This is a genomic window from Novosphingobium resinovorum (assembly GCF_036352595.1).
Taxonomy (GTDB): domain Bacteria; phylum Pseudomonadota; class Alphaproteobacteria; order Sphingomonadales; family Sphingomonadaceae; genus Novosphingobium; species Novosphingobium resinovorum_B.
This window is the reverse complement of record NZ_JAZFAX010000026.1, coordinates 1-18,011: the sequence shown is the minus strand read 5'-3', so window position 1 is coordinate 18,011 and position 18,011 is coordinate 1. Positions and strand designations below refer to the sequence as shown.

Sequence of the window (18,011 nt, the reverse complement as noted above, 5' to 3'; positions counted from 1 at the left end):
GGCGTGCGGCGTAGAACCTTGCCCCATGCCAGACTATCTTCCTTCAGCCGACCGTGATGGCCCCGCGATACGGCGCGGCTACACCGAATGCCGCTTCGGCCAGTTGCATTACCGCCATGCCGCGCCGGACAGGCCCACGGACAAGCCCGCGCTGGTGCTGCTGCACCAGAACCCCTCGTCCTCGCAGGAGTACCTGCCGCTGATCGCGGAAATGGCAAAGGACCGCGCCGTCTGGGCCTTCGACACGCCGGGCAACGGCATGTCCGACACCCCGCCGGGCCCGCAGCCGCTGGACGAACTCGCGGGCGCCTTCGCCGATGGCATGGCCGCGCTCGGCCTTGGCGAGAAGCGGCCGGTAGACGTGCTGGGCTACCATTCCGGCACGTACCTGTGCACCGAACTGGCGATTACCGCGCCGCAGCGGGTCGGCCGCCTCGTCCTGTCCGGCCTGCCGATGCGCTCGCAGGCCGAACGCGAGGCCAATCTCGCCAAGGCCCGCGCGGTGACGCTGCCCGATCAGGACGGCGACGAGATCCTCGCCTGGCTGCGCTGGCTATGGGACTTCACCGTGGTCCAGCGCCTGCCCGGCGCCGATCTGGAGCAGGCGGTCTGGACCTTCATCGACAAGGCCGGCGCCATGCACCGCCGCGCCTGGACCTATATCGGGGTGTGGTCCTACGACGCCCCCGCGCGCCTGCCGCTGGTGACCCAGCCGGTGCTGATCGCCCAGCCCCATGAAGCGCTGCTGGAGATCAGCCGCGAGGCCGCCGCCCTCTTCCCCGATGCCCGCTTCGAGGAGCTTCCCGGCCTCAGCCGCGACGTCTTCGCCGTGGGCATCGCCGATTTCGCCCGATCCATCAGGAGTTTCTGCCAATGACTCCATCTTCACCGGACGTGCCCGTCCTGATCGTCGGCGCCGGCCTTGCCGGGCTCTATGCCGCGATGGAACTGGAAAAGCAGGGGATCGCCTGCCAGATCGTCGACGCCGCGCCGGTGCTCGGCGGGCGCATCCGCACGATCCTGGTCGATGGCCAGCCGGTCGACATCGGCGGCACCGGCCTTGGCCCCTCGCACCTGCGCGCGCATGCCATGGTGGAGCGCTTCGCCCTGCCCTCGCGCCCGCTGACCCGGCGCGGCAAGGCGGCGTTCTCGATCAACGGCCACCTGTTCGACGCCGACGCGTGGGAGCACCACCCCGCCAACCGCTGCGTCGGCGAGGAGCGCGAGATCCTGCCCGCACGCATGGACAGCTACTACATGCAGACGCTGCTGCCCTTCTTCGAGATCGAGGGCTGGCTGGACCCGAAGAACGCGCAGTACGACATTCCCTTCGCCGACTACCTGCGCAGCCACGGGTTGTCCGAAGAGGCGCTGCGCCTGATCAACATGTGCATCAACACCAACGACATCGAGACCGTCTCGGCGCTGTCGATGTTCCGCGATGCGATCAAGTGGCGCTCGGTCGGGTTCGACGATCCCAAGAACTTCGACCAGTACGGCGATGCGCAGTACAAGCCGATCCGCCTCGACGGCGGCATGGTGAAACTGCCCGAGGCGATGGCCGCATCGCTGGCCCGCGCGCCGATGCTGGGGCGCAAGGTCACCCGCATCGCGCACGGCCCCGAGGGCGTCACCGCGACGTTTGAAGACGGCACCGCCCTGTCCGCTTCGCGCGCGATCGTGACGGTGCCGTTCGTCGCGCTCAAGCACGTCGCCTTCGACCCGCCGCTGCCCCAGCCGCTGGGCGAGGCGATCGGCTGCGCCGCCGCATCGGGCAACACCCAGTTCATCCTCAAGACCTCCAGCCGCTTCTGGGAAGAGGACGGCCTGGCGCCCTCGCTGTGGAGCGACACCCTGTTCGAGCGCCTGTTCGTGGAGTTCAACGAGGACGACAGCGTCAACCACCTGCGCATCTGGATCAACGGCGACAACGCGATGCGCGTCGATGCCATGGGCGCGGCGGCGGGCGAGGAACTGCTGGCGACGCTGGCGCGCATCCGCCCCTCGACCGCGGGCAAGCTGGAGATCGTCCATCAGGTGTCATGGGGCGCCGAACCGCTGATCGGCGGGGAGAAATACGTGATGGGCGCCGGCCAGGTCACGCGCTTCGCCCGGCATATGGCGGTTCCGGCCGGCAGGGTCCACTGGGCGGGCGAGCATCACAAGAGCCGCGAAGTGGGCATCGAGGCCGCGCTGCAATCGGGCGAGCGCGCGGCGGCGGAAGTCATCGCGGCGATGCAGCCGCAGGCGGCGTAACCGGCGGGTTCGGTTGGTACGCTGCCATTCTTGATCATCGTCATCCCGGCGCATGCCGGGACCGTGGGCAAGTCTCGAGGCGATAGCTCACGTCTGGGCGCCACAGCGCAAGGTCGCTCCTAAAGACAGCCAACGGTCCCGGCATGCGCCGGGATGACGATCATGTCCAACGGCTGACCCCGACCCGCTCAGCCCGAGCGGGTCGGGGGGCAAGTGTTCGCTCCCCTACGCCCTCCCCGTCACCACTGCACGAAACTCCGCGTCATCCGCCAGCCGCTTCGCCATGCCCTTCGCGGCCAGCCCGTAGAGCACGAGACCCAGCGCGATCACCGGCAGGCCCACGGTGGTCATCGAGGCACCGATCAGGGCCGGGTCGCGGTAGATGTGCTCGGTGGAGAAGGCGATCAGCAGCGGGCCCATCGTTGCGCCCAGCAGGGTGTTGGTCAGGCCCAGCATCGAAGTGGCGACGCCGCGCATGTTGCCCGGCACCAGTTCGGTGATGCTGGAAATCATCGTCGTGCCCAGCATCGGCATCACCGCGATCGACAGCGCCACCATCGCCAGCCCCACCGGGAACGAGGGCGCGAAGGCCAGCAGCGTGCTCGGCAGCGCGACGCAGCACAGGATCATCAGCAGCCGCAGCTTGATGTCGGGTCTGCCGGCCTGAGCAAGCGCCGCCGCGCGGTCGTTGATCCAGCCGGCGCTCAGCGCGCCCGCCGCGCCGCAGATCATCGCCGCCGTGCCCAGCCACTCGCCCACTTCCACCGGGGTCCGCTCGAAGGTGCGGATGAGGTAGGTCGCGTTCCAGCCGCTCAGCCCATAGGTGTGCATCACCGCCACCGCGAAGCCGACGTAGAACGGCACGAAGACCAGCCAGTTGCGCTTCAGATATCCGAACGCCTCGCCGAAGCCCGCCCCTATTCCCTTGGCCCCTTGCGGCGCCACGGCGCTGCGGCGCACCGGTTCGCGGTAGACCAGCATCAGCGCCGCGACGACAAGGCCGATCAGTCCGCAGATCGCGAAGACCAGCCGCCACGGGGCAAGGCCGCCGAGCAGCGGCAGGTGGTCGAACACACCGGTCGGCGCGGCGGCGAGCACTTTCGCGGTCAGGAACAGGCCGATCCCCGGCGCCACCGCCTGCCCCAGCAGGTAGACGCTGATGGGGCGGCCGCGCTGGTGCGCCGGGAACATGTCTCCGATCATCGAGATCGCGCAGGGCGCCAGCGCCGCCTCGCCCAGCCCCACCAGCAGGCGCGCGGCGAAGAGTTCGGCGAAGCTCGACGCCTCGGCGCCGTAGAGCGTGGCGAGGCTCCACACCACGATGCCGAACATCAGCAGCCGCTTGCGCGAGACGCGGTCGGCCAAGAGGCCCAGCGGAATGCCCATGACCGCGTAGAAGATGCCGAACGACAGCCCCTGCAGCAGGCTGACCTGCAGGTCGGTGATGCCCAGTTCCGCGCGCACCGGCTGCACCACCAGCGTCAGGATGCCCCGGTCGATCACCGACACGATCGAGGCGATGCAGAACAGCACCAGCACGCCCCACGACCGCAGGCGCGGCGGATAGGGCTGGAACGGCGGCGAGGCGGCCCGGTGTTGAGTCCGGTCTTCGGTCATGGTCGTCCCTTGCCTTCGGTCAATTGTTCCATCACCATGACATTTGAATCAGAACAGGGACACAGGGTTGCGGCGTTCTATCGACATGCGGAGACTCGAGCAGTTCGTCGCGGTGGCGCGCACCGGCAGTCTCGGCAAGGCCGCGCAGGAACTGGGGATGACCCAGCCCACGCTCACCCGCAACATGCGCGGGCTGGAGACCGACCTCGGCTCGCGCCTGTTCGCGCGCGGGCCTTCGGGGACGATGCTGACGCCGGCGGGCGACCGCTTCCTGCCGCGCGCGGAAGAACTGCTCAACGGGCTGGAACGCGCGCTGGCGGAGATCGACGAGGAAGGCGCGCAGGCGACGCTGAAGCTGGGGATCTCGCCCAATTTCCACTTCGACCTGATCCCCGGCGCGATCAACCGCAACGTGCAGGAAAACCCGCTGCTCAACATCCACGTGATCTCCGCCACGCGCGAACAGATCGTCGAGGACTTGCGGCGCAAGGAGATGGACCTGGGCTTCTGCCTGATCCCGACGTTCTTCTACACCCGCAGCACCGAACTGAGCGAGATCGAGTTCGAGGCGCTGGGCGAGGAACTGATCCTGCCTTACGTGCGCCCCGACCACCCCTATGCCGCGGTGACGCGGCTGGAGGACACCGCCGGCATCCGCTGGGCGGTGCCGCACCAGGTCTCGGTCAGCTACCGGTTCGAGAGCGCGTTCTACCGCAACAAGCTGCCGGTGCCGCCGCAGTCGCTCAACGCCACGTCGCTGTCGCTGTTGCGCAGCTCGGCTCTGGAAAGCGACATGGCCGCGCTGCTGCCCACCCGCTATGCCAAGGCCGACGTCGAGGCCGGGCGACTGGCGGTGCTCGACATCGAGGCGATGCGCTTCGACTTCGTGTTCGGATTCATGGAACGCCGGGGCGTCCAGCCGAGTCCGGTGGCGAGCCGCTTCAAGTCGCTGGTAAGGGCGGCGCTGGGCGGCGTGGAACAGGGTTGAGGCAGCGCTTGGTGCTGCGGTGGTACTCCTAGGTGCCGTTGAGTGCCGCTCAAATTCCCGTCACCCTGAACGTGTTTCAGGGTCCATCAGGCCCCACGCCCGACGGCTCGCGGCCGCAAATCGCGGGGGCTGCTGGTGACCTGAACCCTCCGGTCACGCGGCCCTATGGACCCTGAAACAAGTTCAGGGTGACGGCGGAAAAAAGCAAGGCAGCCGCTCTACTTACCCACCTCAGGGGCCTTTCGCAGCGGCAGCGTGCGCTCCAGATCACCCAGCGTCACCTGCATGACGAGGCATACCTTCTTGCCCGTCTTCGCCTCGCAGCGGAAGCGGTGGCCCTTGCCGGTCCAGTTGTCGGCGAGCACCGCCTCACCGGGTTCGAGGCGGTAGGACTTGCCGTCGCCGGTGTCGATGATCTGGTTTCCCTGCAAGTAAATCAATACGTTGGTGTTGGTCGCATAGTGCCATTCGGACTGGAAGCCGTCGGGCCAGTAGGCGATCACCACGCGGCGCACCTGCCGGTCGAACAGCACGTTCATGCCGTAGCTGCCCTTGGCGACGGGCACCGCCATCTCCTCGATATGGGTCATCCCGTCGTCGGCGGAATAGAGGTGATACCAGCGCACCGGATCGCCGAAATCCCCCATCAGATTGTCCGCCGCCGCAGTCGCCGGGGGCGGCGCGACGGCCGCCCCCAGAACCGCCATCATCCCGGCTATCCTATTGACACGCATTAGAAATTGTACCGGAAGCGAGCACCGACCTGACGGCCGGTGCGCAGGCCGACGAGGATGTCGTTGCTGTTGGAACGCAGCACGTCGACGTTGCGCGTGATGCTGGTGTAGGTCCGCTCGTTGGTGAGGTTGAGCACGAAAGCCTCGATCCGCGCCCGGTCGGACGACAGGCCCGCGCGCAAGTTCACCAGATGCGTATCCGGCGTCCAGGCGAGGTTCGCCTCGGTCTCGTACATGCGGTTCTTGTAGATGTAGTCGGCGCGCAGATACCACTGGTCGAACAGGCCGCCGACGATCGGCGCGGGCAGATCGGCGGTATACTGCGCCCCCGCCGTCGCATTGACCGAAGGCACACGCGGCAGGCTGTTGCCCGAGACGTCCGAACTGCCGGTGATCGAGACCGCACAGGTCACGCAGACGTAGTCGATGATCTCGCTGTAGTTGTAACCCACACCTGCGTTGAGCGCGAGGTTCTCGGTCGCACGCCAGTCCAGCTGGCCCTCGATACCCGCCAGCCGCGTCTTGCCCGCATTGGCGGAGAAGGTCTGCACTTGCGTCTGGCCCGTCGCGCCGCCCGCCGGAACGACCGCGTTGACCGAGATGATCTGGTCTTTCCACGTCCCGTAATAGGCGCTGACATCGTAGCTCAGCGTCCCGAACAGGCGGCCCTTCACGCCCAGTTCCCATTGCTCCAGCTTCTCGGGCTTTACCGTCGTCTGCGCGCCGGTCTGCTCGTAGGCGGCATCCTGCACCGCCTGCGATGCGGTGGCGAGCGAGGAGTTGAACGCGCCGGGGTTCATACCCTTCGACCATGAGGCATAGACCGTCAGGTCGCGCGTCGGCTCGATCGTCAGGCTGACGCGCGGCAGGAAGTTCTTGTACTGCGCCTTGAGCAGCGTGTCGGTCGGCTTGTCGTAGACGCGGCGGCGCGAATAGATGTTGTCGATCTGGTAGCGCCCGTCGAAGCTGAGGTTGGCGATGCCCAGCGTATAGCCCAGCCCGAAGAACCCGCTCCAGGTCTTGGCCTGATTGATGACGGCCCCGGTAGAGACACGGTAGCCGGTGGGATAGAGCGCGTTGGCGTTGGGCGTGCTCAGCGCTTCGGTATAGTTCGCGCCCACCGTCCAGGTGAACGGCCCGCTGCCGGTCGATGCGGCGCGCAGTTCGGCCGACCAGTCGTCGAACATGTATTCGACGTAGGATTCGTAGTCGACGAAAGGCCGCACCAGACCGGCGTTGCTGCCGGTGAAGTTGGGGTTGGCAACCCCGCGCGTGTCCTCAAGGTCGAGGTCGTTGAGCGTCGCGTAGTGGTTCTGGTTCCATGAAGCCAACGCCGAGATGCTGACCGGGACCGAGGGCACGTCCCACGTCAGGCTGCCATGGACGTGGTAGGCGCGGCGCTTCAGGCCCGCCTCGGTCTGGGTCAGGTCGTCGAACAGCAGCGGCACGTTGGGGTTGTTGATGACCTGGTCGCGGAACAGCGCATCCATCACGACGTTGCTTGCGGGCGTCAGCGAGGGGCTGCCGGGCAGCTTGCCGCAGATGTAGTTCAGCCCCTTCCCCAGCCCGGCGTCGCAGTTGTAATCGGGGCTGGCGAACTTGCCCACAGGGCCCGGGCCGTCGTCGTCATGCCAGCCAAGCCCGAACACGCGCAAGGTCAGGTTGTCGGCAGGCTTGGCGATCAGGGTGACCGAGAGGCTGGTCGATTCCTGCTGGCCCAGCGTATCGGACGAGCCGCCGGGGTTGTCGTAGTCGCCATCGGTGTAGAAGTGCCGGCCGCTCACGCGGAACAGCAGCTTGTCCGGGATGATCGCGCCTTCGAGCGAGGCGGTGAAGTTGGTCCAGTTGTTCGAGGCGATCTGCCCCTCGACCGAACCACTGAGATCGTTGCCGGGATCCTTGGTGACGAGGTTCACCGCGCCCGCGAAGGTCGCACGGCCGAAGTAGGCGCTCTGCGGACCTTTCAGCACTTCGACGCGGGCAAGATCGCCGATACCCTCCACGAAGCCGCCGGTGACCGGCGCGCCGTCGATGAAGACCGAGACGTTGCCGTTGGCGGTGGGCGAGGAGGACGGCGTCATGCCGCGAATGATGATCTGCTGGTTCGAGCGGTCGGCGCGGCCCGAACCCGAGTTCGACAGGTACATGCTGGGCGTCACGTCGGCGACGTCGTTGAGGCTGGCGATGTTGCGCTTCTGCAGCGAGGCGGAATCGAGCGCGGTGATCGCGATCGGCACGTCCTGCAGCGATTCCTCGCGCTTGCGAGCGGTGACGACGATATCGCCGGGCAGGCTCTGCTGCGCCCCGGCTTTCACTGGCGCTTCCTGCGCGAAGGCCGGAGCGGCGGCCAGCCCCTGCCCGATAACACCTGCCGCCGCCGTCGCGAGCAGCATCCGAAGATACGATTTGCGGTCCATGCTTATCCCTGTTCCTTGCCTTGTTGCGCAGCAGGAAACCTCAGCGGGGCGGCGACGCTAAGCAGCCAAACGCGGCTCTCCACTGTGCGGTAAACCGGGCGCACTCGCGGACGGACTCGCCACTGTGCGATCAGATCCCGGCGTCCTTGCGCGCCTTTTCGAGCGCGGCGGCATCGAGACCGTAGAACCAGATCAGCGCAGCCGCCGTCAGATTCGCAAGGATCGGCAGCCCGACCAGCAAGCCGTAAAGCGACAGGACCGCAGTGTGCGGCTGCGCGACGATGGCGCCGCCCGTCGTCGGGATATAGCCTCCAAAAGCCAGGAAGCCGCCGATCAACGCCGGAGCCACGGCGAAGGCGATCTTCTCGACGATGGCATAGACGCTGGCGAACATGCCCTCGCGGCGCAGGCCCGTCCTGTAGAAGTCGAACTGCATCGTGTCGGGCAACATCGCCGTCCCCGCCAGCAGGATGCCGGCGCTGAACACCCCGCGCAGGAAGCCGCGCGTCGCCAGCGTGAGCGCGGTTTCCTCGATTCCCGGAAGCAGCCAGGCAAGGTAGATCAGGCACTGTGCAACGAGGCCCAGCAGATAGACCGGACGTTTGCCCCAGCGGTTGATCGCCCTGACCCACAGCGCCAGCGACCCTGCCAGCGCGATGTTCTCGGCCACGCTGAACCAGACTTGCCCGGCATAGCCTGCCTTGGCGACATTGAGCAGGAACAGCAGCTGCGTGCTCGCGGTCGCCGCCTGCCCGAACAGCAGGAACAGCTTGGCGCTCATCAGCAGCACGAAGGGCCGATTGGAAAAGACCATGCGCGCATGCGCCAGAGCCTTTACCGGAGAACCCGTCTCCACCCGTTCCTGCCGCCGCGCCTTCGCGGTGAACACCACCGTCAACTGCGTGGTGCAGACGATGACGAGCGCCAGCGTCAGCCCCATCACCGCGTAACCGCGCTCGCCCCGCCCGAACAGCGCGATCAACTGCGCGCCGCCCGCCACCGAGACCAGCTGACCCACCGCGATGAAGAAGCTGCGCCACGAAATCAGCGAAGTGCGCGATGCGGCATCGTCGGTCATCTCGGCGGGCATGGCGATATAGGGGATGTTAAACAGCGAATAGCCGGTCGAATAGATCACCAGCAGCACCGCCAGGCTGACGATCAGCCCGGTCCCGCCAGGCAGCAGCCACGGGTTGAAGATCAGCGCGAAGGCGCCCGCGCCCATCAGGCTGCCAACGAACATGTAGGGCCGCCGCCGCCCCCAGCGCGACTTCGTGCGGTCGCTGGCGGCGCCGATCAGGATGTCGGCAACGATGTCGTAGAGCTTGGAGCCGGTCAGCAGCATCCCCGCGATCGCGGGCGAAAGCCCCAGCACCGTCGCCAGCATCGCCGGGAAGTACATCGAGATCGGGTTGAGCATGCACGACACGCCCACCGTCCCGATCCCGAAGGCGAGCGAAAGCGAAAGCGGGAGTTCGGATTTGCGCGCGGGCGCGGGGTTCTGGGCGGCCATGGCTGCATCAACTGCTTCAAACCCGCGCCGCGCCAGCCCTCCCGGCGCCACTTCTCGCACGACGAGAAGTCGCGATCCGATCCGTGACCCGCGCCGAACGGGCCTGCTAGCCCGGAACCAACGAACGGCAAGGAGGCCCGGAAAGGTGCAGATCGTGCGCAGCTACGCGAAAGGCCGCTGGGGGCAGGTTCACCTGCGCTCGGCAGGCAGTTCGGGCGGCGAGAAGCTGCCGCTGGTGTGCATCCATTCCACCCCCAGCAGCGGCGCGATGTGGGATGCGATCCTGCCCCGCCTCGGCCGCGACCGGCTGGTCATCGCGCCCGACACTCCCGGCTACGGCATGAGCGATCCGCCGCCCGCGCCGGTCTCGATCCGCGATCATGCGCAGGCACTGGCAGTGCTGTGCGACGAACTCGGCCTCGGGGGCATCGATCTTGCGGGGTTCCACACCGGCTCGATCATCGCCACCGAACTGGCCAACTTGCGCCCCGATCTGGTCCGCCGCGTGGTCGTCTTCGGCCTTGCCGCCTATGACGCAGAGGCGCGCGCAAAGCGGCTCGCCGGAGTGCGCACCGTCTTTCCCGAACCCGCCGCCGATCTCGTCCATATCGAGAAGCTGTGGGCGAAGCTGACCGAACTCGCCGACCCGCGGCTCCAGCCCGAGGAGCGCCACGTCGCCATGGCCGACACGCTACGCACCGGATCGCGACTGCCCTGGGGCTTCATGGCGGTCTACGGCCACGACTTCATCGCCGCGATGGGTCAAGTCGCGCAGCCGGTGCTGGTGATGAACCCCGAGGACGACCTCTGGCTGCCCACCCGCGCGCACTGGCAGGCTTATCCCGATGCTCGCCTCGTCGAGATCCCCGGCGTGAAACACGGCGTGCTGAAGCTGGAGACCGACCGCGTCGAGGCGGAAATGCGCGCCTTCCTGGATATGGAGCCGACATGCTGCTGAACCGCGACCGCGCCGATGCGATCATGGACCGCGAGGGGCTGGCGGCGATCGTCGCCTCGACCCCGATCAATACCTATTACCTCAGTTCGTGGGCGACCGACGCCAGTTGGGGCTTCGGCGACCTTGCGCTCTGCGTGCTGCCGCGTGACCGGGCGCTGCCGCCCGCCGTCATCACCGTCGAGGTCGACGCTGGCCAGCCGCAGCAGCGTGACGGGACGTGGATGGACATCGTGCGCGGCTATGCCCGCCGCCCCGGTATCGGCCCCGGCGGCACGCAGGCGAGCGCGGATGCAACAGGCCTGCCGCCCGACCATGCGACCGCGATCGCCGCGTGGTTCGCCGAGCTGGGCCTTGCCGATACCGCGATCGGCTTCGAGGACCGGGGCCTTGGCGCAGACGTCGCCGCGCTGATGCCCGGCTTGCGCGTGGCCGATGCCAAAGACCTCCTGCGCGAGATACGCATGGTCAAGACACCGCCGGAGGTCGCCTTCATGCGCGCCGCCGCGCGCAAGACGGATGCCGCCATCGCCTTGTGCGCCGAAGCCATCGCGGCGGGCGCCACCTGCGCGGAGGCCGAGCGGGTGTTCTGGGCGGGCGTGCCGATGATGGGCGCGCGGCCGATGTTCCTGCTCATCACGCCCTTCCGGCCCGGTCACGGGCGCCTGCCCAAGGCCGCGCCGCTGCTTCCCGGCGATACCGTGACGTTCGACGCTACCGCCGAATTCGCGCACTATACCAGCGACATCGGCCGCACGCTCGTGATCGGCGAACCCAGCGCGGAACAGCTGCGCTGCTACAACGCGACGCGCCACGGCTGGCTCGCCTCGCTCGATGCCTTCCTGCCCGGCGCGCATTCGACGCAGGTCGAGGCGCAAGTGACCGCAGCGATCCAGGCGGCGGGCAATCCGGCCTACAAGTCCGCCAACATCCATTCGGTGGGGCTGGAGCACACCGACCATCCGCACCCCGGAAACGCCATGGCGCCCTTCACGCTGGAACGCGGCATGATGCTGAGCTGCGACCTGCCATGGATCGGCCCGGAGGTAGGCAAGTTCCACTTCGAAGACCTGATCTACCTTGGCGAAGGCGGCGCGGAAATCGTCAACCGGGCCGACAACCGGCTCATAGCCTGCATCGACGGCCGTACCGAGCACGTCGGCTGAGCGCACCAGAGAGGCATTCTTCGTGACAGACACCCCCCGTCGCCAGATGATCTTCGCGACCTTCATCCACAACGCCGGAGCGCACCCCGGCGGCTGGCGCTTCGGTGATGGCCCGGCCGAAGACCTGCACGACTTCGCGGTCTACGCCCGCCTTGCGCAGACCGCCGAGCGCGGCAAGTTCCACTGCTACTTCTCGGGCGATGCACAGGGCTACCATCATATCTCGGGCAGCGAGGCGTTCAGCGCCACCGACAACGCCGGCAAGCTGGAGCCGACCGTGCTGCTGGGCGCGCTGTCGCAAGTGACGCATTCGATCGGGCTGATCTCCACCGCTTCCACCACGTACAACGAGCCTTACGCGATCGCGCGCCGCTTCGCTTCGCTCGATCACCTGACGGCGGGCCGCGCGGGCTGGAACGTGGTGACCTCCGCCACCGAGAACGAGGCGCACAATTTCGGGCGCGATCTCCACATGGATCACGACCAGCGGTACGACCGCGCGGAGGAATTCGTCGATGTCGTGCGCGGACTGTGGGACAGCTGGGAAGACGGCGCGATGGTCCGCGACAAGGCGGCGGGGCGCTATTTCGAACCCGCCAAGGTCCACGCGCTCAACCACAAGGGCCGCCATTTCAGCGTCAGCGGGCCGCTCAACGTCGGACGACCACCGCAAGGCCATCCGATTGTGGTCCAGGCTGGCGGCTCGGAACCGGGCCGCGCGCTGGCGGCGCGCACCGCCGACCTCGTCTTCACCGCGCAACCCTCGCTGGAGAAGGCGCAGGCCTTCTACGCCGACATGAAGGCCCGCGCGCGCGCCTTCGGCCGCGATCCCGATCAGGTGAAGATCATCCCCTCGATGCAGATCCTCGTGCGCGCAACCGGGGAAGAGGCGCGGCGCGATACGCAGGCCCTGCTCGACCTGATCCCGCTGGGCCTCGCGATCGGCAAGCTGGAGATGCTGCTGGGCGATATCGACCTGTCGCGCCACCCGGCCGACGGTCCCCTGCCCGAAGTGCGGCTGACCAATGCCGGACAGTGGGTGCAACAGCAGATCATCGCCATGGCCCGCGACGAGAACCTGACGATCGAACAACTCGCCCGCCGCGTCTCCGTCTCGCGCGCGAGCTTTGCGATGGCAGGCACGCCCGGGCAAGTCGCCGACATGTTCCAGCAGTGGTTCGAGAGCGGCGCGGCCGACGGTTTCTCGATCTCGCCCAATTATCTGGACGGCAATCTCGATGACGTGGTCGATCAGGTGATCCCGATCCTGCAGGCGCGCGGGCTGTTCCGCACCGACTACGCCCCCGGCACCCTGCGCGACAACCTGGGCCTGCCGCGCCCGGAGAACCTGTTCGTCGCCGACCCGACGCTCGGCGGCGAGCCGACGATCTGGCAGCCGCTGGCATCATGAGCGCCCCCGCCGTCTCCCCGGTGCGCCGCGCCTATTGCGAGGGGCCTTACGGGCAGGTCCATTACCGCATCGCGCGCCCCGCCTGCCCCCCCACGCTGCCGCCGCTGCTGTGCCTCCACCAGACGCCCAAGTCGGGCTTCGACTACGAGCCTGTCATGCCCTTGCTGGCGATGAAAGGCCGCGTCGTCCTCGCGCCCGATACCCCCGGCTACGGCGGCAGCGACGCGCCGCCCGCGCCGATCGGCATCCCTGATTTCGGCCATGCCATGGCCGCCTTCCTCGAAACGATGCGCGCCGACGGGGTGATCGGCGAAGGCCCGGTGGACGTCATGGGCTATCACACCGGTTCGGTCACCGCGACGGACCTGGCCGTGACCCGCCCGCGCCTGATCCGCCGCCTAGTCCTCGTCAGCCTCGCCGCCTACGACGCGGAAGAACGCGCCCGGCGCCTCACCACGATCGAACGCTTTCCGGTGCCGCGCCCCGACGCCAGCCACGTCGCCGAACTGTGGAACCTGATGGAGACGATGCACGACGCGCGCATCGACCTCGACTGGAAGCATGCCTCGCTGGCCGAGCACTTGCGTCCCGGCGCGCGGTTGCCATGGGGCTTTCGCGCGGTCTACGAATACGACTTCATCGGCGCGCTGGAGAAGCTACGCCAGCCCACCCTGCTGCTGTGCCCGCAGGACGACTTGTGGGATGTGACCCACCGCGAGGCCCACAGGATCGCCGATGCACGCCTCGTCGAGCTTCCCGGCGCGGCTCACGGCTTCCTCAAGCTGGACGCCGAGGCAGTCGCCGCGCGTATCGATACATTCCTGAAAGAGCGTTGATCCCCATGCCCTCCAGACTGTCCCGTCGCATCGCTGCCCCGCTTCTCGCATTCGGGCTTGGCAGCGCGATGACCCCGGCCAGCGCCGCGCCGGACTCCCCCCCGGCTCCCGTCGTCTCCACCGACCCGGTGATCGTCACGTCCACGCAAGGCCGCCTCGCCCTGCGCGTGACGGCTCCCGCAAACGGTACGCAGTTGCCAGTGCTGGTCATGGCCCACGGCGCCGCGCTGAACCGGTCCGACTACCGCCCGCTGGTGGAAGCGATCGCGCGTGCGGGCTACATCGTCGTGCAGCCCGACTTTCCCGATGCCTCGGCGGACGGCATCGCCCCCAAAGGCTGGCCCGACGACACCTGGCGCGTGCGCTATGACACCGTCGCCTGGATCGGCACGCATCTGCCCGCCGTTCTGAAACCCATCCCCGGCCTTGCCCACCGCGCCGACCTCACGCGCACTGCGATCGCCGGGCACAGCTTCGGCGGCCATACCGCCGCGCTCGCGATGGGGGCGAAAGTTAAGGGCATGGTGGCCCAGGCTCCCCTCCCCTATCGCGCCGCGCTGCTCCTGTCCGCCCCCGGCAACTGGGAGGGCATGACGCCCGCATGGCAGGCCCGCGCCGCTTACCTCAAAGTCGACTGGTCCGGCATGCACGGCCCAGTGCTGATGGTGAACGGCACCGCAGACACCGGGCCGATGAGCGATCTCGGCGCGGTCTGGCACGATGACGGCTTCCGTCTCAGCCAGCCTGGCCACGACACCTGCCTGATGCGTGTCGAGGGCGCGGGGCACTATCTGGGCGGCATCGATTCCGCGCTGCGCCCACCCACCGGCGACACCACCGCAGAACGCCGCGCCGCCGTGCTGCGTGACAGCATCGCCTTCCTCGACCATGCCCTGGACCGAAAGACCGAAGCCGCCGCCGCGTGGCCCGCCTTGCGCTCCGCCCTCACCTGCAAATAAGGCTTTTTCGATGCTCCTCAACCGCGAACGCGCCAATCAGGTGATGGACCGCCACGGGCTCGACGGCATCGTCGCGGCCTTCCCGGAGAATATCTACTACTTGTCCGACTACTGGGGCCCGATGTTCCTCATGTCGCGCAACTACACGCTTTACGCGCTGCTCCCGCGTGACGAGAATGCGCCCGCTGCCCTCGTCATGCCTGGCACCGGGGTCTATCATCTGGAGCACTGCCCGACCTGGATGCCCAACGTCGCGACTTTCGTGACCCGAGTGGCTCCGCGCACGCCGCGTGACTTCGAGTTCTCGACCGAGGAACTGGATCTCGAGCAGATGGTGACGCAAGTCCATGCCGACACTCCCCTGACCCCCTACCCGACCCGCGAAGGCGCCGAGATGGCCCCGCGCGACAAGCAGCTGCTGGGCCGCTACGCCGCGCATCAGGGGCGCTCGGAAGCGACCGCCGCGCGCGCACTCGCCCGCGCCGTCGATGATGCCGGCCTGACCCAGGGCCGCCTGGGCTTCGACGACCCGCGCGTGCTTGGCTGGCTGCACGATATCGGCCAGACCGGCCTCACCGGCATGGACGCGCTCAACGTGTTCAAGGAAATCCGCATGGTGAAGAGCCCGGCGGAAATAGACCTGCTGCGCATCGCAGGCCAACGCGGCGAAGCCGTGCTGAACGGCGTGATCGACCGGATGCACGTCGGCATGCCGCTGGACGCCATCGGTGACATCCACGCGCGCCTCTCCGCCGAACAGGGATGCCGGTCGGAGTGGATCATCGCCAATATCCGCGGCCTTGCCACCGGCGTCGTGGAAGCGGGCGAACTCATCAAGCTCGACAGCGTCGTCAGCTACCGCCAGTATCGCGGCGACGTCGGCCGCTCGGTGTTCTTCGGCGAACCCGACGCCGAGATGCTGCGCCGCTCCGAAGCAGTGAGCCGCGCACTCGAAATCGCCTATGCGGAAATCCGCCCCGGACGCAGCTTCAAGGAGATCGTCGACCTTACCCTCGCCGCCGTCCACCGCGAAGGGTTTCCCGGCTTCGTCATCGCCGGGCCCCACAGCGTCGGTCTGGAGCACACCGACCACCCCGTCTCGGTCGGAGCGCAGATGCCCGGCCACCACCCGCTGACGTTCGAGGAGAACATGGTCTTCACCCTCGACATGCCCTACCACGAATTCGGATGGGGCACGACGCACGTGGAGGACATGATGATCGTGCGCAAGGACGGGTGCGAGCCGATCACCTCGATGGACACGCGGCTTCGGGTGAAGCCCATCTGACTACCTTCGCAGATCGTTCGTCTCTGCGTTTCCTCGCGGGACACCGCCTTGGGATCAGCTTTGACGCTTCACCGCTGGCAAACAGGTCTACTCTACCTCCGTAAGCCAGACCGCCTCCAGACTGTTCCTTTTCGACATGCCCGCGCAAACCTTGAATAGCCCCTAGTTTTCTAGACGCCTTGAGCCATCAAAGCCTGCTGCCGTTCGAACTCGACGGGCGACAGCATCCCGTTCCTGACATGCTTGCGGACCGGATTGTAGAACATCTCGATATAATCGAACACGTCCTGCCCGGCCTCTTGGCGTGTTTTGTAAGTGCGTCGCCGGATGCGCTCGCGCTTGAGCAGATTGAAGAAGCTCTCGGCAACAGCATTATCGTGGCAGTTTCCCCGGCGGCTCATGGAGTGTTCCAGATTGTGAGCCCTGATGAAGGCAGCCCAGTCGATACTGGTGAACTGCGAACCCTGGTCCGAATGAATGAGCACGCGGTTCTTCGGCTTTCGCCGCCAGACCGCCATGTGCAGGGCCTGCAAAACCACATCGGTTGTCTGACGGCTTTGCAACGACCATCCCACTACACGGCGCGAGTACAGGTCGAGCACGACCGCCAGATAGGCAAAGCCTTCCATTGTCCGGATATAGGTGATGTCCGTCACCCAGACACGATCAGCCTGTGCCACGTCGAACTGGCGATCCAGGGTGTTGGCAGCGGCGGCCGAAGGCCTTCCACCTGAACTGCCCGGACGTCGCTTGTAACCGATCTGCGCCTTGATGCCTGCCAGACTGGTCAGGCGGGCGACGCGGTTGGGACAGCAAGTCTCGCCCTGATCGAGCAAATCATCATGCAGCTTGCGGTAGCCATAGACCTTGCCGCTGTCCTTCCAGGCCTGTCGGATCAGCGCAGTCTGACGGGCATCCTCCTGTGCCCTGTGGCTCAGCGGGCTCTTCTGCCAGGCATAAAAGCCGCTGGGCTGGATCGCCAGGCACCGGCACATTGCACGGACGCCGAACTGGCCCTGATGCTCGGCAACGAAGGCGTATCTCACTTTGCATCTCTGGCGAAATACGCGGTGGCTTTTTTTAGGATGTCGCGCTCCTCTGTCATCCGGGCCAGATCGCGCTTCAACTGCCGGATCTCGGCATCCTTGGCAGCATCGCCCGACGCCACCTTCCCGAACTGCTTCCTCCACGAATACAGCGAGTGCTGGCTGACGCCGAGCCGCTCGGAAACCTCTGCTACGCGATAGCCCCGCTCCGTAATCTGAGCCACTGCATCACGCTTGAACTCATCGCTGAAATTGGCATTCCCCATCGTCGCCTCCTGTCCTCAAAATTAGGACCCAAGGCGTCCAGAAATCTAGGGGCTATTCATTCCGCCGGCTTTCTGCAGCTTGCAGAAGAAAATTTACGGCATACCAGTGCCGCCCCATGTGAGGGGAAATCGATCCAGATTTCCTGAACGCGCGATAGAATGCCTTCGGCGGAAATGCTGATCCATCTTCACGGAGCAATAGAATATGACCAAAGGTCGATTTCTGCTGCATTCGCAGGATCCGTATAAAATCCTGGTGAGCGATGATCTGCTTGACGAGAAAGGTTTCAATTTCGACAAGGCGGGTCTTGTTTCCTTTTCCGGTGACCCTGAGATACTTCAGCTTCCCAGAACCTTGCTGCACCAGCGCGTCATTGCGAAGATTGATTACCTCGCTCAATCTCAAGCCGCACCCGTAAATGAGCAAGGCGCCAAGCTGGAGACCCGCAAAAACCGGTAGCGTTTGGACGGCTATAATGATTCATTGAGGGCGCGCGATCACGGAGGCCAGCTATGGATCCCAAGTCCCTGTTCAGTTTGAGCGATCACCTTGAGGCAT

General features: G+C 66.6%; 15 protein-coding genes. 10 read left to right on the top strand and 5 right to left on the bottom strand.

What is annotated here, in order from left to right:
- The first annotated feature begins 25 nt into the window (after positions 1-25).
- Together V2S85_RS20150 and V2S85_RS20145 are read left to right on the top strand one after the other, a co-directional pair.
- Positions 26-877 carry an alpha/beta fold hydrolase gene (locus V2S85_RS20150; RefSeq protein ID WP_330704607.1) on the top strand — a complete coding sequence of 284 codons (852 nt, stop codon included), beginning with the start codon at positions 26-28 and terminating at the stop codon, positions 875-877.
- Entirely contained in the window at positions 874-2,256 is a 1,383-nt protein-coding gene (locus V2S85_RS20145) for a flavin monoamine oxidase family protein (protein ID WP_330704606.1), read from the top strand. Before V2S85_RS20150 ends, V2S85_RS20145 begins: the two co-directional genes overlap by 4 nt.
- A gap of 225 nt (positions 2,257-2,481) precedes the next feature.
- Here V2S85_RS20145 and V2S85_RS20140 read toward each other — a convergent pair whose 3' ends face one another.
- Positions 2,482-3,873, bottom strand: coding sequence for an MFS transporter (locus V2S85_RS20140; RefSeq protein ID WP_330704605.1), 1,392 nt, complete (start codon positions 3,871-3,873; stop codon positions 2,482-2,484).
- Between the two features lie 85 nt (positions 3,874-3,958).
- On the opposite strand from V2S85_RS20140, the gene V2S85_RS20135 reads away from it, so the two are divergent.
- Complete coding sequence (locus tag V2S85_RS20135) at positions 3,959-4,861, top strand: LysR family transcriptional regulator (protein WP_330704604.1); 903 nt, start codon at positions 3,959-3,961, stop codon at positions 4,859-4,861.
- A gap of 218 nt (positions 4,862-5,079) precedes the next feature.
- Here V2S85_RS20135 and V2S85_RS20130 read toward each other — a convergent pair whose 3' ends face one another.
- The 3 genes from V2S85_RS20130 to V2S85_RS20120 all read right to left on the bottom strand — a co-directional run bounded on the left by V2S85_RS20130 (position 5,080) and on the right by V2S85_RS20120 (position 9,525).
- Positions 5,080-5,568, bottom strand: coding sequence for a hypothetical protein (locus tag V2S85_RS20130; protein ID WP_330704603.1), 489 nt, complete (start codon positions 5,566-5,568; stop codon positions 5,080-5,082).
- A gap of 26 nt (positions 5,569-5,594) precedes the next feature.
- The gene (locus V2S85_RS20125) at positions 5,595-8,012 is read right to left on the bottom strand and encodes a TonB-dependent receptor (RefSeq protein WP_330704602.1); all 2,418 of its coding nucleotides are present in this window, start codon (positions 8,010-8,012) and stop codon (positions 5,595-5,597) included.
- A gap of 130 nt (positions 8,013-8,142) precedes the next feature.
- Positions 8,143-9,525: an MFS transporter gene (locus tag V2S85_RS20120; RefSeq protein ID WP_330704601.1), complete on the bottom strand. Its 1,383-nt coding sequence runs from the start codon at positions 9,523-9,525 to the stop codon at positions 8,143-8,145.
- A 145-nt stretch (positions 9,526-9,670) separates the two neighbouring features.
- Here V2S85_RS20120 and V2S85_RS20115 point away from each other — a divergent pair, with 145 nt between their 5' ends.
- Genes V2S85_RS20115 through V2S85_RS20090 form a run of 6 tightly spaced genes read left to right on the top strand, consistent with a single transcriptional unit; the run spans position 9,671 to position 16,140 of the window.
- On the top strand, positions 9,671-10,483 hold the full coding sequence (locus V2S85_RS20115; RefSeq protein WP_330704600.1) for an alpha/beta hydrolase: 813 nt from the start codon (positions 9,671-9,673) through the stop codon (positions 10,481-10,483).
- Positions 10,474-11,646 carry a Xaa-Pro peptidase family protein gene (locus tag V2S85_RS20110; RefSeq protein ID WP_330704599.1) on the top strand — a complete coding sequence of 391 codons (1,173 nt, stop codon included), beginning with the start codon at positions 10,474-10,476 and terminating at the stop codon, positions 11,644-11,646. The genes V2S85_RS20115 and V2S85_RS20110 overlap by 10 nt, the downstream gene beginning before the upstream one ends.
- A gap of 22 nt (positions 11,647-11,668) precedes the next feature.
- Entirely contained in the window at positions 11,669-13,057 is a 1,389-nt protein-coding gene (locus V2S85_RS20105) for an LLM class flavin-dependent oxidoreductase (RefSeq protein WP_330704598.1), read from the top strand.
- Complete coding sequence (locus V2S85_RS20100) at positions 13,054-13,893, top strand: alpha/beta fold hydrolase (protein WP_330704597.1); 840 nt, start codon at positions 13,054-13,056, stop codon at positions 13,891-13,893. The genes V2S85_RS20105 and V2S85_RS20100 overlap by 4 nt, the downstream gene beginning before the upstream one ends.
- Positions 13,894-13,898: 5 nt before the next feature.
- The gene (locus V2S85_RS20095) at positions 13,899-14,852 is read left to right on the top strand and encodes an alpha/beta hydrolase family protein (protein WP_330704596.1); all 954 of its coding nucleotides are present in this window, start codon (positions 13,899-13,901) and stop codon (positions 14,850-14,852) included.
- 10 nt (positions 14,853-14,862) lie between these two features.
- Complete coding sequence (locus V2S85_RS20090) at positions 14,863-16,140, top strand: M24 family metallopeptidase (protein WP_330704595.1); 1,278 nt, start codon at positions 14,863-14,865, stop codon at positions 16,138-16,140.
- 170 nt (positions 16,141-16,310) lie between these two features.
- Here V2S85_RS20090 and V2S85_RS20085 read toward each other — a convergent pair.
- Positions 16,311-17,452 (bottom strand): IS3 family transposase gene (locus tag V2S85_RS20085; protein WP_330704594.1). Its coding sequence is split into 2 segments (ribosomal slippage): positions 16,311-17,212 and positions 17,212-17,452, totalling 1,143 coding nucleotides; the frame shifts between segments, so codons are not numbered across the junction.
- 205 nt (positions 17,453-17,657) lie between these two features.
- Here V2S85_RS20085 and V2S85_RS20080 point away from each other — a divergent pair.
- Positions 17,658-17,912, top strand: a complete 255-nt coding sequence (locus V2S85_RS20080) for a hypothetical protein (protein ID WP_330704593.1) — start codon at positions 17,658-17,660, stop codon at positions 17,910-17,912.
- Positions 17,913-18,011: the final 99 nt, after the last annotated feature.